The sequence below is a fragment of the Actinomadura sp. NPDC048021 genome, assembly GCF_040653135.1.
In the GTDB taxonomy this organism is placed as follows: Bacteria; Actinomycetota; Actinomycetes; order Streptosporangiales; family Streptosporangiaceae; genus Spirillospora; species Spirillospora verrucosospora.
This window is the reverse complement of sequence record NZ_JBEZJQ010000011.1, coordinates 81919-97514: the sequence shown is the minus strand read 5'-3', so window position 1 is coordinate 97514 and position 15596 is coordinate 81919. Positions and strand designations below refer to the sequence as shown.

11 protein-coding genes are annotated in these 15596 nt (G+C 70.4%); 5 read left to right on the top strand and 6 right to left on the bottom strand.

The window, feature by feature from the left end:
- Window positions 1-3 precede the first annotated feature (3 nt).
- Window positions 4-1014, bottom strand: a complete 1011-nt coding sequence (locus tag AB0C87_RS19920) for a patatin-like phospholipase family protein (RefSeq protein ID WP_353834705.1) — start codon at window positions 1012-1014, stop codon at window positions 4-6.
- Window positions 1015-1432: 418 nt separating this feature from the next.
- On the opposite strand from AB0C87_RS19920, the gene AB0C87_RS19915 reads away from it, so the two are divergent.
- Together AB0C87_RS19915 and AB0C87_RS19910 are read left to right on the top strand one after the other, a co-directional pair.
- A complete protein-coding gene (locus AB0C87_RS19915; protein ID WP_360348535.1) occupies window positions 1433-2794 on the top strand; it encodes an endo-1,4-beta-xylanase in 1362 nt (453 codons plus the stop codon).
- Window positions 2795-3024: 230 nt separating this feature from the next.
- Window positions 3025-3981 (top strand): DUF5954 family protein, encoded by a 957-nt coding sequence (locus AB0C87_RS19910; protein ID WP_353834703.1) that lies wholly within the window; start codon window positions 3025-3027, stop codon window positions 3979-3981.
- A gap of 18 nt (window positions 3982-3999) precedes the next feature.
- Here the strand turns inward: AB0C87_RS19910 and AB0C87_RS19905 are convergent, their stop codons facing one another.
- Entirely contained in the window at window positions 4000-4365 is a 366-nt protein-coding gene (locus AB0C87_RS19905) for a hypothetical protein (RefSeq protein WP_345179369.1), read from the bottom strand.
- Between the two features lie 180 nt (window positions 4366-4545).
- Here AB0C87_RS19905 and AB0C87_RS19900 point away from each other — a divergent pair, with 180 nt between their 5' ends.
- Window positions 4546-6702, top strand: a complete 2157-nt coding sequence (locus AB0C87_RS19900; RefSeq protein WP_360578859.1) for a tetratricopeptide repeat protein — start codon at window positions 4546-4548, stop codon at window positions 6700-6702.
- On the opposite strand, the gene AB0C87_RS19895 is transcribed toward AB0C87_RS19900, so the two are convergent.
- From AB0C87_RS19895 to AB0C87_RS19885, 3 genes are read right to left on the bottom strand one after another with little or no spacing between them, the layout of a single operon-like run.
- Window positions 6623-7159 carry a hypothetical protein gene (locus AB0C87_RS19895; RefSeq protein ID WP_360578857.1) on the bottom strand — a complete coding sequence of 179 codons (537 nt, stop codon included), beginning with the start codon at window positions 7157-7159 and terminating at the stop codon, window positions 6623-6625. The genes AB0C87_RS19900 and AB0C87_RS19895 overlap by 80 nt on opposite strands.
- Window positions 7159-8400: a hypothetical protein gene (locus AB0C87_RS19890; RefSeq protein WP_360578855.1), complete on the bottom strand. Its 1242-nt coding sequence runs from the start codon at window positions 8398-8400 to the stop codon at window positions 7159-7161. The genes AB0C87_RS19895 and AB0C87_RS19890 overlap by 1 nt, the downstream gene beginning before the upstream one ends.
- A gap of 13 nt (window positions 8401-8413) precedes the next feature.
- The gene (locus AB0C87_RS19885; protein ID WP_360578853.1) at window positions 8414-9580 is read right to left on the bottom strand and encodes a hypothetical protein; all 1167 of its coding nucleotides are present in this window, start codon (window positions 9578-9580) and stop codon (window positions 8414-8416) included.
- 245 nt (window positions 9581-9825) lie between these two features.
- On the opposite strand from AB0C87_RS19885, the gene AB0C87_RS19880 reads away from it, so the two are divergent.
- Window positions 9826-12987 carry a tetratricopeptide repeat protein gene (locus AB0C87_RS19880; protein ID WP_360578851.1) on the top strand — a complete coding sequence of 1054 codons (3162 nt, stop codon included), beginning with the start codon at window positions 9826-9828 and terminating at the stop codon, window positions 12985-12987.
- 476 nt (window positions 12988-13463) lie between these two features.
- Window positions 13464-14774, top strand: coding sequence for a phosphodiester glycosidase family protein (locus tag AB0C87_RS19875; RefSeq protein WP_360578849.1), 1311 nt, complete (start codon window positions 13464-13466; stop codon window positions 14772-14774).
- Window positions 14775-14779: 5 nt separating this feature from the next.
- Here the strand turns inward: AB0C87_RS19875 and AB0C87_RS19870 are convergent, their stop codons facing one another.
- Window positions 14780-15556 carry an NYN domain-containing protein gene (locus AB0C87_RS19870; RefSeq protein ID WP_353834701.1) on the bottom strand — a complete coding sequence of 259 codons (777 nt, stop codon included), beginning with the start codon at window positions 15554-15556 and terminating at the stop codon, window positions 14780-14782.
- Between the last annotated feature and the right edge of the window lie 40 nt (window positions 15557-15596).

Sequence of the window (15596 nt, the reverse complement as noted above, 5' to 3'; positions counted from 1 at the left end):
CGGTCAGTCGGGGGCCGGGCTCGCGACGGGGCGGGGAGCCCGGTGGCGCGCCAGGTAGGCGCGGTGGTCCCAGTCGTCCAGGAAGCGGGCCGCGGCCTCGCGGCCCGCCGCGTAGAGACGGTCGCGGGTCGCCGCGTCGAGGTCGAAGTCGGTCGCGAGGACACCGTCGGTGCGGGCGAACATGGTGCGGTCCACGATGGCCGGCTCGTCCATCTGCACCCGGTCGTGCGCCTCCGCCATCGTCGAGACGAGCGCGCGCCCGTAGCCGACCGGGCCGCGGACGGCGCGCCACTGCGGGAAGACGCCCCCGGGAAGCGGGCGGGCCGACAGCTTCACTCCGAACGTCGGCCAGCGGGGCTCGCGGTCCTCCCGGTCGAAGATGGTGATCGGATAGTTGGAGAGCATCCCGCCGTCCACCTGGACGCAGGCGCGGCCGTCCTTGCGGCAGACGCGGCACGGCCGGAAGAACACCGGAATGGACGCCGAGGCGCGCACCGCGTCCGCGACGGGCTGCTCGTCGGGATCCAGGCCGTACCGTTCGTAGTCCCATGGCAGGCGGACCATTCGCCCGCTGCTGACGTCGGAGACCACGACGACGAGTTTGTAGGCGCGCTCCGGCGGGAGCGCCGAATCGGGATCGCGCAGTCTCAACTGACCGAACGTCTCGACCCCGCATTCCTTCAGGCGCGCCGAGATCCACCGGTGCAGGGCGTCGCCCTTGTGCAGCCCGAGGGTGGTGAGCAGAGACAGGCCCCGTACGACGGCGAAGCGCGAGCCGTCCTGGAACGACCGGTAGTCGAGTTTCCGCATGAGCTCGACCATCTCCGGGACCGGCATCCCGGCCGCCAGCAGGGCTCCGACGATGGCGCCGGCGGACGTCCCCGCGACGCGGGCCGGCGCGCCGAGCCGGTAACCCCGCGCCTGCGTCTCGGCGATCGCGCCGACCAGCGCGATGCCCTTCACGCCGCCGCCCTCCAGCACGAGGTCGGCGCGCGGCACTGCCGCATCTCCCATCGATCTCCCTTCCGCCGCGGAGCCCGCCGGACGCCGCGGTCCACTGTTCCGGGGCAGCGGAAAACGACTGGCATGTGAATGGATTCCGTTCCGCCCCTCTCTGGGAAGATGCCCTATCGATCATTATTTCAATGGTCCGTCCGGCGTTTTTCGCCACGCATTTTCCTCGATCGAGAAAAACGACCTTCGGTCGAACGGAATCGATCAGCAGATGGCATCGAGACCGACTCTCCCGCCAGCACAGTCCGAAAACTTTCGACGGACGATCTCGGACCGGATCACCAGCAAGCTTCACTGACCTGTGAAAACAAGGAAAGACCGTTGACGCCCGAGTTTCCTGGGGTTACTTTCCCTTCGGCTACCGAAAAGATATCGAAACTTTTCGGTGGTTCTCGTCCCCCACCCCAAGGAGGAGACCATGAGGAGAGCACTTCTCGCGCTGCTCGGCGCGAGCGCACTGCTCCTGGCGGCGCTGGTCGCCGTCGCGCTCCCCGCGTCGGCCGCCCCGGGCACCCTCAAGGAGGCCGCCGCGGCGAAAGGCCGGGTCTTCGGCGCCGCCGCGGCCCAGTCCCACATGGGCGAGTCGGCGTACGCCTCCACGCTCGACCGCGAGTTCAACCAGCTCACGCCCGAGAACGAGATGAAGTGGGACACCACAGAGCCGTCGAGGAACTCGTTCGGCTTCGGCGCCGCCGACCAGCTCGTCGGCCACGCCCAGGCGCAGGGCATGAAGATCCGCGGGCACACCCTGGTGTGGCACAACCAGCTGCCGGGCTGGGTCGGTGCCATCTCCTCCCGCGACGACCTGCTGAGCGCCATGCGGAACCACATCGCCAAGGAGGCCGGCCACTTCGCGGGCGAGATCGCCTACTGGGACGTGGTCAACGAGGCGTTCCAGGACGGTTCCGGCGCGCGGCGCGACTCGGTGTTCCAGCGCGTCATCGGCGACGGCTACATCGAGGAGGCGTTCCGGGCGGCGCGCGCGGCCGACCCCGGCGCCAAGCTCTGCTACAACGACTACAACATCGACGGCCAGAACGCGAAGAGCAATGCCGTCTACGCCATGGTCAAGGACTTCAGGGCGCGCGGCGTCCCGATCGACTGCGTGGGCCTGCAGGCGCACCTGACGCTGGGGGGCGTCCCGTCCGACATGCAGGCCAACATGCAGCGCTTCGCCGACCTGGGCGTGGACGTCCACATCACCGAACTGGACATCCGCATGTCCACGCCCGCCGACGCCTCCAAGCTCGCCACCCAGGCCAACGACTACAAGAAGGTCGTCTCCGCGTGCCTCGCCGTGCCGCGCTGCACCGTCATCACCGTCTGGGGCATCACCGACAAGTACTCGTGGATTCCCGACGTCTTCCCCGGTGAGGGGGCAGCACTGCTGTTCGACGGGAACTACGGCAAGAAGCCCGCTTACAACGCGTCCCTCGAAGCCCTCGGCGGCACGGACCCAGGCGGCCCGGGCGATCCGGGCACCGTCACCTGCGCCTACACCCGCACCGCGCAGTGGGACACGGGCTTCAACGGCCAGGTGACCATCACGGCGGGCGCCGGCGCGGTCAGCTCGTGGACGGCCGTCCTGACGATGGGCTCGGGGCAGCAGATCAGCGGCCTGTGGAACGGGACCCCGAGCACGAGCGGCAACGTCGTCACGGTGAAACCGGTGAGCTGGAACGCGAACCTCGCTCCGGGCGCGTCCGCCTCCTTCGGGTTCACCGTCAACGCCCCGGGAGGGAACCAGGCGGCCCCGTCCGTCACCTGCGGCAGTCCCTGACGCCCGCTCCGCGAGACCGCCGTCCGGCACGGCGTCGGCTCCCATGCCGCCGTGCCGGACGGCCCCCGGGCGGGCGCCTCCGCCCCCCTCCGGACGATACGAAAGCCGTTATCATCCTCACCGATAGGGCGCTCGAATAACTGCTGCAAATACCTCAACTCCCAATCTTTCCGGCGTTCGAATGCGAGAAAAGCCGTGCGGGGGTTGCCGCATCCGGCCAGGATGCGGGCATGACCTTCCCGCTGATGCCCGGGTACGACCACATCAACGTGGTGGCCCGGCTGGATCCGGTCGCGGACGTCCGAGACCGGGAACTCGGTGAGCGGATCCGGCGGTACCCCAAGCTCTTTCCCGCAGGATCCCCCGAATTCGGCCATGCGGTGCAATTTGGGAAAGAATGGCGGATCGGGTCGCTGGGCGCGGACGGCCCGGCCACCGCCCGCTACAACCTCGCGATCGACCTCCGCACCGCCGCCGCGCAGGAGACCGACCCCCCGACCGCCCGCGCGATGCTCGCGGCGGCCGCGCGCCTCGACCCCGAGGAGGGCGAGCAGCTCGCCAAGGACGAGTGGGAGATCGGCGACCGCCGCTACCGGGTCATCCGGGTGGAGAAATTCATCCTGCTCGGCGACCGCGTGATGGAGCCGCCCCGGTCCACCGACGCCGACCTCTCCGCCGACGCCCTGCTGCGCGACCACCTGCTCGACCCGCCCGCGCCGTGCGGCCAGTGGGAGGCGCAACTCCGGCTGAACCTCGTCGGGCGGCTCCCGGTGCCCGGCACCGTCTCGGAGATGGTCCGCACGGAGGCGCGGCACGCGGTCCGCACGCACCCCGGGGTCGTGCTGCTCCCGCCCACCTTCATCGCGGTGGAGGTCGACGGCGAGGCCTGGGCCCCGCTCACCGGCGGCGACGACCCCGAGGAGGCCCGCGACCGGCTGGCGCGCCACTTCACCGACCTGATGCCGAGGCTCCGCGAGTTCCAGGGCGACTCCCCGTCGGACGCCGAACTCGCCGAGTGGACCGCGATCGCCGACGGCATCCGCGCGACGCCGGGCCACAGGTTCAACGTCCGGGGCCGCGAGTTCCGCACGGTCCGCGTCTGCCGCATGCTCCGCCTGGGCCGCGACGGCCCCGAGGCCCCCCGCCCCTCCGACCAGGACCGCTACGGCCTCCCCACCTTCGGCTGACCCCGCCGCGAAGAGAGATCAGCCGATGTTCAGGTCGCCGTGGACGTCCCTGAGCTGGATCACCTTTCCGGCCCGGCCGTTGAGGACGTTGACCACGCCGTCGTTCGTGGCGGCGGCGTTGGTCTGGGCCTGGTTCCAGAGATTCCGCAGCTCCACGCCGAATCCGGGATCCTCGGCCATGAGGCGCTCGACGGCGCCCGCGAGCCTGGCGATCTGGTCGGGAGCCGGATCGCCGGCCGCTCTCTCCAGGGCCTCCTCGTCAGCCGGACGTCCCCGGAACCGTTCGCGGACTCGCCGAGAGAGTTCGGCGACGGCGGCCCGGACCGGTTCTCCGGCGACCTCGACTGCTTTGCCCGCCATCGCGGTCGCGACTGCGACGGTCATCGGATCTGTCACCCTCACAGTTCATCACGACGACCCCGCCAAGCCAATAACCGAAACCAGCATGACTTGCCGAATTTTTCTCGACCGCAACGTCAATTAATAGCGATCCAGAAAGGCAAGGTAACTTGAAGAGTGGATCGGGCGCGAATCCTCTCGTCCGCCATGTCATGGGATGGATCGATGGTGCAGTCTCCCGACGAACGGGACCGGTGGGCCAACGAACTGACCGGAACGATAGCGGGTTCCAGCGTCCAGGCAGGTTCCATCGCCGGCGGTGTCCACATCACCATGCCGCGAAGCGCGTCTCTTCCCGCTCCGGCACAACTTCCGGCGCCCGGGCTGTTCGCCGGCCGCCACGACGAAATGGCGGAACTGCGTGCGCACGTGGGGCGGCAGGGGCTCGTCGTTATCACTGGGGCAGGCGGTGTAGGGAAGACCACACTGGCCCTGCACTGGTTACACGAGCTGAAAGACGAATACGAGGGCCAGTTATTCGTCGACCTGCGCGGATTCTCCGGAGCCGATCCGCTTCCCCCGGACGAGCCGTTGGAACGCTTCCTGCGGGCGCTCGGTGCGCTTCCGGAGAGCATCCCGCCCAGCATCGACGAGCAGGCGGCACTGTTCCGATCCATGACCACGGGAAGCCGCCTCATCGTTCTCCTCGACAACGCGGTCTCGGCGGCCCAGGTCAGGCCGCTGCTGCCCGGCGCGGGCGGGTCACTGGTCGTGGTCACCTCCCGGCGTCGCCTGTCGGGACTCGTCGTGGACGGCGCACGCTTCGTGGACGTCGATCCGCTCGGTGTGACGGGTGCGCTGGAACTGCTGGAGCGTCTGATCGGTGCGGAGAGGATCAGGGCCGAACGCGAGCACGCCCGATCGCTCGTGGCACTCTGCGGGACGCTGCCGCTCGCGGTCTGCGCGTCGGGCGCCCGCCTCGCCGCCCGGCGGCGCTGGCCGATCGCCCGCGCCGTCGCCGAGCTCGACGACGAGGCGCGCCGCCTGTCGGCCTTGCGCACCGGAGAGGGAGACATCTCGGTGGACGCCGTGTTCAACACCTCCTACCAGGCTCTCGACGACGCCCACGCACGTGCCTACCGGCTGCTCGGCGTCCATCCCGGGACCGACTTCGATGTGGCCGCGGCCGCGGCCCTGCTCGGAACAGACGAAGACCACGCCGCAGACCTGCTGCACGATCTGGTGGACGCCAGCCTCCTGATCGAAGGCGGAGACGAGCGCTACTTCTTCCACGACCTGGTACGGCTGCACGCCCGTGACAAGGCCCATGAACCGACAGCCGCACTCGACCGAATGGAGGCGCTGGCTCGGTTAGCGGACTGGTACCTCACGTCCGCGGTCACCGCCGACCTCCTCCTGATGCCCGGACGGTGGCATCTGGGCGACAAGTACGCGTCCGAGCGGCGCAACGGCGCGCTCACGGACCGTCCCACGGCGCTGTCCTGGCTCGAACAGGAGCGGGACAACCTCGCCGCGGTGGCGCGGGAGGCACATGAGGCCGGGCTGCACCCTGTGACGTGGCAGCTCTGCGAGGCGGGGTGGCCGCTGTTCCTCCACCGCAAGCACTACCGGGCATGGATCCGGATGTATGAGGTAGGCCTCGTCGCCGCCCGAAGCTGCGACGACCCGCGCGCTCAGGCACGGATGCTGGAGGGCCTCGGCGTGGCCCACCTCAACCTTCAGGAGATAGACGCCGCCCGCGATAAGTACGAGGCCGCGCTCGCGTTGGAGCGTCAGACCGGCCATCGGCTCGGCGAGGCGGCGGCCCTGGAAGGGCTCGGTCTCGTCGCGTTCGCCACTGGTGACCTGGCCCCCGCCGTCGGCCTGTTCAGGGAGGCGCGGGACGTGCACGCGGCGCTCGACCGTCCACGCGGCATCGCGCTCATGGAACGACACATCGGCGAAGCGCTCAGCGCGTGGGGGCGGCACGGTGAGGCCGACGCCGCGCTGACCGGCGCGCTGGACACGTTCGTGCGGCTCGACGAGCCCTACCACCAGGCCCGGACCCTGACCTGCCTGGGCCAGGCCCGTCTGCTGGCGGGGCGCCCGGACGAGGCAGCGGAGGCACTCCACGCCTCCCTCGGCGTCGCCCGGGAGGCGGGCGCGCGCCACGTGGAGGCCGGCGCCCTGCGGGAACTCGCCAGAGTGGCGGCGCACCAGGGCGCCGCGGCAGACGAGCGCCGCTTTCTGGAGCAGGCGCTCGCCATTTACACCGAACTCGGCGCCCCGCAGGCAGCACCGGTCAAGGAACGGCTCGACGAAGTTCGGTCCGAACCGCCCGCGCCCCAGGAGCCGCCTGCACAGCCGGATCCCGCACCCTGACCTGAGCGATGGCGTTGCCTCGTACGGCCGTGAGGCGCGTGATCGCGTCGAGCGGAAGTCCCGCCACCATCCAGGCATGGATGGCAGAGGCGTACGCCGACGCGTCCTCCTCGCCGCACCGTTCCCCGAGGACCGGCACGAGTCGTGCCGACCAGCCACGCGCGACCAGAAGGCACCCGCCCTGCGTGTTCACCGCAACGATCAAGCATCCCGGGAAGGCCGCCCTGTGCAGTGCCGGTTCACCGCCGTCCCGCACGATCACGTCCGCACAGGAGAGCAAGGCCCGCGACGTCTCACCGGGCCCGGCCACCAGATGCTCGTCGAGCGGCGGCTCGAAAGGGGCGCCGCCGGCCGGCGAGCGCTCCAGCCGGAGCACCCGGCCTCCGACCAGGACCCGATCCGGTTCCGCACCGCGGCGCTCGGCCGGCTCCTCCCAGACCCGCACCAGCATGACCATCACGCCGCCTGCACGCGGACGGCGGGTGGACACGGCGCCGGAACGGGTAAGACGTCCGGCGGGCGCGCCTGATCCTGCAGTCGCATCAACCGGTACATCTCAGCCCGGATCAGGCGGGCCGCCTCCCCCGGCCGGGAGCTCAGGCCATGGCGAAGCTCGTCGTGCACCCGCTCGGTGAACGCGTGGGCGGCCTCGGCGAGCTGGGGGATGAGCGGCCTGTCCCACTCGACCCGCGGAGCGACCGCCCCGAGCCCGGCGGTGTGCGTCCCAGGCGCCACGCTGTCCTCGGGGAACGCACCGAGCAGCACCGGCACGCCCAACGCCGCGCCGTAGTACGTCACCGAACCATGGTCGCCGACCACCCGGTCGGCGGCGACCAGCGCAGCGCGCCAGCCCTCCTCCGGTGGCAGTAGCCGGACGCCGAGTCGCAGGCAGTCCGCGTGCCATGAGAGCACCTGCCTTCTGCCGTACCACGACCAGATGTGCGGGTGCAGTGCCGCGACGATCTGGTATTCGTCGCGCGGCAACTCGGTCGCCACCCGCAAGAGGACGTCGGGGTGCGCCCCGAACAGCGAGTCCCGGCCCCACGTGGAGCTGACGAAGACCAGTCGCCTGCCGCCGACGGCGCCCAGCGCCCGCCGGTACGCCTCGCGGTAGGGCATACTCGCCGTCAGCCTGTCCAGGCACGGGTCTCCGCAGACGAACGCGACCGGCCGCGCCTCCGGACACTCGCGGTCGAGCATGCTCAGATGCCGCTCGTGCGCCAGGGCCATCGACGAGGGCACGACCCGTCCCGCGACGACGATCCGCTCTCTGATCAGTCCGGTGACCGGCCGCGCGGCGGGAGGTCCGGCGCCCCGCAGGCGGCCGAGCAGCTTGCCGGGGCCGGCCCCGTGGAGGACCGTCATGACAGGGCCGTGCAGGTTCTCCAGCATCCCGTGGCTCGCCGCCACGACGAGGTCGAACCGGGTGGTGACCGCTTGGGACCACGGCAGCACCAGCCCTCCGAGGTCCCGCAGATGCGCGTCCAGTCCGCCGGTGAAGACCGACGCCGGTGCGGCGGTGTAGGCGACGGCCACTCTCCGGTCGGTCTCCAGCATCGGGATGACGTCCGCCAGCCGCGTCGCCGCCGTCAGATGGTGTGCCACCGCGAGGACGGTGCGCTGCCCGGGCATCGTCGCACCCCGCCGGGCGTCCAGTCCGAACGGGCCCGGCACCCAGGGGTGGATAGTCCACTCCATAACAACCTTTCTGTCACGCGTCGATCGGACGATCGGCCGGGCACTCGATGCGGAACGGCGGCGAGACCGGTTCCGCGACGGGGATCGTGGCAGGCTGCGGCAGGCGCAGGAGCCTGTACATCGTGCGGCGGACGGCGCGGTCGAACCGCCCCGGCTCCGAGGTGATCCGCCTGACCACCGCCCGGACGCGCTCCGGCCGCCATCGCGCCGCCGCCTCGGTCAACTGCTCCAGGACCGGGCGGTGCGCCACCAGCCGGACACCGCCTGGGATCGGCACGGCCGAGGGAGGCGCTCCCGCGCGAGGCGGGCCGCCGGTGATCATTACCGGGACGCCGGTGATCGTGCCGTACCGGGTCACCGGGCCGGGCGGCCCGATGATCCAGTCGGCGGCGACAAGGGCGGCACGCCAGTCCGCGTCCGGCGGCAGGAGCCCGAGGCCATTCCGCAGCTCGGTCGCGCTGGGTCCGCCGGCACACGGGTACGGCCCAGGTCCGTGGAGACCGAGGACCTGGAAGTCCTCGGCGGCCAGTTCGGTGAGCAGGCGGTGCACGAGAGTTCCCGAACCGCCGCGGGCAACCTGGCAACGACCCGAGGCACCGGCCGCAGGAAGCGCCACGACGACGAGTTTGCGATGCCTGCCCACCCCGAGAGCACGCCGGTAGAAGTCGCGGAAGGGCAGGCTCGCGACGATCCGGTCGTGGATGGAGTCGCCGACGGTCACCACCTCCGTGGCCGTCCCGGCCTCGGTCGGCATGGGACGGTCCATCTCATGGGCGCAGGCGAGAACCACCGGCCCCCCGCGTCCTTTCCTGCTCCCCGGGTGCGATGCACGTTCCGTACCCGTCCCCGGAAGCATGATCGTCGGCGCCGACGGCCCCTGTCCGGGCAGCGAGGAAGCGGCGACGACGAGGGCGAAGTCACCAAACCGCGCCTCGCGCCAGGGCAGCGGCACGGCGCCCGCGTCCCGGAGCAGCGCCCCGACCGCCGCCTCGGACGGCCCTGGCGGTGCCGTGAAGAGCACCCGCAGCCGCGGATCGACGCCCGCCAGCCGGGCCGTGTCCAGAACGGGCTGCCCGAGATCGGGCGAGTCCACCACCACCAGCACCGTCCGCCGGTCCCCCAGTCCGCCCCACCAGCCAGGATCGAACCGGCTGAGCGCCCGGCGCCATTCGAAACCCATTGGCCCCGTCAACGAACCCCCTTCGACCTCGGATGTTGTCATCCGTTCCTCCGTCGCGGATCGAAATGACCCGCTTCTGGAATCGAGTGTCGATCGGAGAACTTGACGAAAACTTGCAGTCGGCCTGACTCGGCAAGTAGGTGCGACCCCTGGCGGCCATGTGAACTATGACCGGAACTCTGGTCATGCCGGGCTCCCGATGCCAAAATCGGCTCAGGAGGAAATTTTCCACAAAGGGGCGCCGGGTGGAGTTCCGTGTCTTAGGCCCCGTTGAGCTGTGGATCGACGGCCAGCGGCGCGACCTCGGAACGACCAAGGAGCGATGCGTGCTGGCCGCGCTCCTGCTCACTCCACGGCAACCTGTACCCGCTGAGATTCTCATATTTCGCGTATGGGGCGACACCCCTCCCGCCAAAGCTCGCCAGGGACTCCACACCTATATGGCACGTTTACGGAACCGGCTGGAAGGCGTGGAAGACGTCGCCCTCGTGTCGCGACAGGGCTCCTACCAAATCGACATCGCCGACGAGGCGGTCGACCTGCATCTGTTCCGGCGGTTGCGCGGTCAGGCACGGGCGATAGCCGAGAGCGGCGACGACGAGTACGCCCTGGACCATCACCGAAGGGCGGCCGCGCTCTGCCGCGCCGAGCCGCTCGCCGACCTCACCGGCGACTGGGCCGAGCGCACCCGCCGCAATCTGGAGGAGGAACTGCTCGCCGCCGCACTCGACCGCATCGAACTGGAGCTCCAGCGCGGCAACCACGCCGATGTCCTCCGCGAGCTGTTCGACCTCACCGAACGCCACCCTCAGGACCAGCGGCCGGTCGAGCGGCTCATGATGGCCCTTTACCGGTGCGGCCGGCAGACCGAGGCGCTGGAGGTGTATCGGCGTACTCACGGCCTCCTCGTGGAGGAGACCGGCACGGAGCCGGGTCCAGGGCTGCGGCAGCTCCAACAGCAGATCCTGCGGTCCGACCCCGCGCTGCTGCGTGTTCCCGGCACCCAGCTGAGCGTCGACCGGTCTCCGCACACGCTGCCCCACGACCCGCGGGTGTTCGTCGGGCGCGACGAAGAACTCCAGCAGCTCATGGACATGGTGCCGACCGTCCGGGAGCGGGGGCCCGCGGGCCCGCCGAGCACGTCCACGGTCACCGTCATCACCCTCGACGGAATGGCGGGCGTCGGCAAGACGGCGCTGGCCGTCCGCCTGGCACACCGCCTGGCCGAGCACTTCCCCGGCGGTCAGATGTTCCTCTCCCTACACGCGCACGACCCTCGGCAGCAGCCAGTCGACCCCGCCGACGCGCTCGACACGCTGCTCCGCATGATCGGGCTTCCGGCAACCCGCGTGCCGCGGGCGCTGGACGAGCGCGCCGCGTTGTGGCGGTCCGAGCTGGCGGCGAGCCGCGCGATCCTCGTGCTGGACGACGCTGCGGGCCACGAGCAGGTGAGACCGCTGCTGCCGGCGTCCGCCGGGTGCCTGGTGATCGTGACCAGCCGCCGACGGCTGACCGGGTTGCACGACTCCTGGCCGCTCTCGCTGGACGTCCTGCCGGTGCGAGACGCGACGGCCCTGTTCACGGGCATCGCGGGGGCCGGGCGCGCCGAGGCAGGCGACGACGTCAGGGAGGTGGTCGAACGTTGCGGGCGACTGCCGCTGGCGGTGGGCATGGTTGCGAGCCGGCTGAGGCACCGCCGTGCCTGGACCACCCGCGACCTCCTCGTCCGGTTGTCCCCCGACGACCGGCGACTGGACGAGGTGCGGGACGAGGGGCGCGAGATCACCACCGTGTTCGAGATCTCCTATCGCGGGCTTCCCCCGTCGCTCGGCGACGCCTTCCGCGCGTTCGGGTTGCATCCCGGGCCCGACTTGACGGCACACGCGGCCGCGGCGGCACTCGGACGCCCAGTGCGGGAGGCCGAGCGGATCCTGGAGGACCTCTTCGACCGCCATCTGATCACCGAACCGGTCGGCGGCCGCTACCACTTCCACGACCTCGTGAACGACTACGCCCGCCGCCTCTCCCGCGAGACCGACTCGGACGAGGAGCGCCGCCGGATCGTTCATAGGATCCTGGACTTCTACCTTGCCGCGGCCGAGCGGGCGGACCGGCTGATCTCCCCGCACCGCCCTGCGCACGGCATGCAACTGGTCCACCAACCCCCGGAGCTCCCCTCGCCGCTGGATGAGGCGGAGGCCGCCAAGTGGTTCGCCACTGAGCATCACTGCCTGCTGAACGCGGCTGCCGAAGCCGAACGCGCGGGACTGCCCGACCATGTTGTCGGGTTCGCCCGGGTGCTCGCCGGATACCTGGAGTCGCAAGGCCACTGGGATGCGGCTGAACGACTCCACTCCCGCGCGATCATCGCCCTCGGTGACGGAGATGCCGGGCCGAGTCTCGCCCGCGCTTTGTCGGACCGCAGTCTCGTCCGGTTCCGCGGCGGCGAGTATGACAGCGCGCTGGAGGACGCCGAAAGAGCCCTGGCGGTCTTCAGGTCGGTAGGTGAACGACACGGCGAGGCCGACATCCTCGATCACATCGGCCTCATCCAGTGGCATCTCTCCCGGTTCCCCGATGCACTCGCCCACGGGGAGGAAGCGCTTGCCATCCACCGGTCATTAGGCGACCGGCGAGGCGAGGCAAAGAATCTCGATCACACCGCCATATATCTGGAGTACATGGGTCGGTACCGGGAGGCCGAGCAACTACGTCTCCGCGCCTTGGCACTCTTCACCGAGGTCGAGGATCCGCGCGGCAGGACAATGGCTCTCAACAATATGGGCGATCTTATGCTGCGCATGGGTGCCGTCGACAAGGCCGTGGAGTACTACGGGCGGACGGCCGCCGCGGCGGCGGAGCTCGGACGCCAGCACCAGGCCATCATGCTCATCAACCTGGGCAATGTCAGCAGGCATACCGGTGACCACGAGAGGGCCTTGGAGCACTATCGAAAAGCACTCGCACTAGCGATGGAACTGGGCGACCGGCGAAACCAGGTCGAGACTTTGATTGGCATCGGCGCCACATTCCAGGACACCGGCCGCTACGGCGAGGCTCTCATCCATCACGAGCGTGCACTGGCGATCTCTCAGAGCATTAGCGAGCGGTACGAGGAAGCGCTCGCCCTCCGGCACCTGGGCGAGACGCTGACGGCGTCCGGCCGGTACCCGGCCGCCATCGAGCACCTCCAACGAGCCGGCGACCTCGCCGCCTGCATAGGCGTGCCGGACGAGATCGGCAAGACGCTGGAGAGCCTCGGCACCGCCTTCCTGCACGTCCAGGGGCAGGACAAGACCCGGGAGTACTGGGAGAAGGCCGCCCGAATTTTCGAGTCCCTCGACCTGGCCGAGGCTGAGAATCTCCGAACCCGCCTCCGCCGCCTCGACGAGGCCACCGGCACATAGCGCGGACGTACCTCTTCCGGCCGAAGGCCGCATGCGGCGCCACCGGGGACACAAATCCGGCATGAGGTCTAAATATGGACTAAAAGTACAATTCCAAAACGGTTCACATCACTTGCTTTCGACCGATAGAGTGGCAGCGCAAGGGGGAACCCACTTCACACTCCTCTAGAAAAGTAGGTCAACACCGAATGATGCGCACTGTCGCGGTGGCCGTCACGGCCTTGATCGTCCTAGTGATCGACGCAGGAGGGGCCAGCGCCGCAGTGCTGGTACATATGACCTGAGCTGATCATTCGACGTATCGGGTGGGACCGCACGGCAGGTCCCACCCTTTCCTGTGTCTGCGACGGATAAGGTGAAGTCCGCCGCGCCGACGCGTCAGAAGATCTTGTTCGAAGGTTAGTGGGCAAGTGGCCTGTTTTTCACCCTTCGCGTGGCATGATCACCGAAATTTGGCCAGATCGAAGGGCGGGCGGATGGCTGGTAGGTGGGTGGTCGCGGGGGCGGCGGCGGTCGTGGTGGTCGGGGTCGGGTGGGGTCCGGCGCGGGCGGACGCGCCGGCCGGTGACGGGGCCGGGTCGGGGGAGCGCGCCGACGCGGCAGGGGCGCGGGCCCGCGTCTCGGCCGAGGTCGGGGACGTGCGGTTCACCTCCTCCGAGAGGCTCGCGTCCGGGGCGACGTTGCGGGGGTTCGAGACGTCCGGGGCCGGCGGGGCGGTCGCCGGGAATCTGGTGGACGTCGACCTGCGGCAGGCCGGGGTCGGGCTCCTGCGGCCCCCCGTGGTCGCCGCAAGGCGCACGGTGTCGGCGATGGCGGACGCGCAGAACGCCGTGGCCGGGGTGAACGGCGACTTCTTCAACATCAGCGAGACCCATGCCGGGGTGGCGCCCACGGGGTCGTCGTCCGGGCCCGAGGTGGACGGCGGCCGTCCGCTCAAGGGCGCCGTGCCCGACGGGCAGCGCTTCGGGCCCTCGCTGCCGCCCGGCACGTCCGCCGAGGACGTCATCGGCGTCGGCGTCGACCGGCGCGGGCACGTGGGGCGCCTTCGCCTGGCCGGGAGTGTCCGCTCCGGCAGGACGTCCATCGCCCTGCGCGGCCTCAACCAGTACGCGCTCCCGGTCGGCGGCGTCGGGGCCTTCGGTCCCGAATGGGGGGAGGTGTCGCGGCAGCGCGCGGTGTGCGGGACGGACAAGGTGCGCAACGACCCGTGCAGCACGGACACCGCCGAGGTGACCGTGCGGCGGGGCGTCGTGACGGGAGTCTCCGGCACGGTGGGCGGCGGCGCGATCCCGTCCGGCACGACCGTGCTCGTCGGCCGGGAGAAGGGCGCCGGCGCGCTGCGCCGCCTCAAGCCCGGCGACCGGGTGCGGGTCTCCTACCGCTTCACCGGGCCGGTCCGCTTCCGGTTCGCCGTGGGCGGGTTCCCGATCCTGCGCGACGGCAGGCCGCTGGACGGCCTGAGCGCCACCGGCCCGGCGCCGCGCACGGCGGCCGGGGTGAGCCGCGACGGCCGGCACTTCTACCTCGTGGTGGTGGACGGCAGGTCCGAGCGCAGCGGCGGCCTGACCGTCGCCGAACTGGCGTCCCTGCTCGACAAGGCCGGCGCCGACGACGCCGTGAACCTCGACGGCGGCGGCTCCTCGGCGCTCGTCGCCCGGTCCCCCGGCGAGCCCGCGGTGACCGTCCGCAACACCCCGTCGGACGGCTCAGAACGCGCGGTCGCCAACGGCATCGGCGTCTTCACACCAGACCGCCCGCACCGCCCTCGCCCGGGTGGCGCGCGTTAACGGGGCTAGGAGGACTTCTTGTCCTGTTGGCGCTTGTCGCGGACGTAGATGATGTTCGCCTTGCCGTCGCCGGGGCTGCGGCGGTCCAGGACGAACAGCGTCGTCGCGGCGATCAGCTCGTTGAGCTTGGCGTAGCCGTAGTTGCGGGAGTCGAACTCGGGGCGCTGCTTGGTGATGATGTGGCCGACGGACGCCAGGGCGGCCCACCCGTCCTCGTCGGAGGCCGCCTCGACGGCGTTGCGGAGAAGGTTGACGAGGGCGGCGTCCTTCTTCAGCTTGGCGGCCGGTGTCGGGGGCGCCGGCTTGAGCGTCGCGGCGGCCGGGGTGGTGGCGTCCTGGTCGTACAGCAGGTTCTCGATGTAGATGAACTTGTCGCACGCCGCCACGAAGGGCTTGGGCGTCTTGCGCTCACCGAAGCCGTACACGGTCAGGCCGGACTCGCGGATGCGCGCGGCCAGGCGGGTGAAGTCGCTGTCGCTGGAGACGAGGCAGAACCCGTCGAAGCGGTCGGAGTACAGCAGGTCCATCGCGTCGATGACCATCGCCGCGTCGGTCGCGTTCTTGCCCTTGGTGTAGGCGAACTGCTGGACCGGCTGGATCGACTGGTCGAGCAGCCGCTCCTTCCAGCCCCGCAGGCTGGTGCCCGTCCAGTCGCCGTAAGCCCGCTTGACATGCGCGGTCCCGTACTTCGCGACCTCGGCCAGCAGGGCCTCGACGATCGCGGCCTGCGCGTTGTCGGCATCGATCAGTACCGCCAGCCTGGCAGTGTTCTCGCTGACCATACGCACCTCCCGAACGCCACCGAGCCGCTCGGCCGAGCGG

Bases quoted from the DNA above. Each gene is read 5' to 3' on its own strand.
- AB0C87_RS19920 (WP_353834705.1), bottom strand. From the start codon at position 1,014: ATGGGAGATGCGGCAGTGCCGCGCGCCGACCTCGTGCTGGAGGGCGGC.
- AB0C87_RS19915 (WP_360348535.1), top strand. From the start codon at position 1,433: ATGAGGAGAGCACTTCTCGCGCTGCTCGGCGCGAGCGCACTGCTCCTG.
- AB0C87_RS19910 (WP_353834703.1), top strand. From the start codon at position 3,025: ATGACCTTCCCGCTGATGCCCGGGTACGACCACATCAACGTGGTGGCC.
- AB0C87_RS19905 (WP_345179369.1), bottom strand. From the start codon at position 4,365: ATGACCGTCGCAGTCGCGACCGCGATGGCGGGCAAAGCAGTCGAGGTC.
- AB0C87_RS19900 (WP_360578859.1), top strand. From the start codon at position 4,546: ATGGTGCAGTCTCCCGACGAACGGGACCGGTGGGCCAACGAACTGACC.
- AB0C87_RS19895 (WP_360578857.1), bottom strand. From the start codon at position 7,159: ATGGTCATGCTGGTGCGGGTCTGGGAGGAGCCGGCCGAGCGCCGCGGT.
- AB0C87_RS19890 (WP_360578855.1), bottom strand. From the start codon at position 8,400: ATGGAGTGGACTATCCACCCCTGGGTGCCGGGCCCGTTCGGACTGGAC.
- AB0C87_RS19885 (WP_360578853.1), bottom strand. From the start codon at position 9,580: ATGGGTTTCGAATGGCGCCGGGCGCTCAGCCGGTTCGATCCTGGCTGG.
- AB0C87_RS19875 (WP_360578849.1), top strand. From the start codon at position 13,464: ATGGCTGGTAGGTGGGTGGTCGCGGGGGCGGCGGCGGTCGTGGTGGTC.
- AB0C87_RS19870 (WP_353834701.1), bottom strand. From the start codon at position 15,556: ATGGTCAGCGAGAACACTGCCAGGCTGGCGGTACTGATCGATGCCGAC.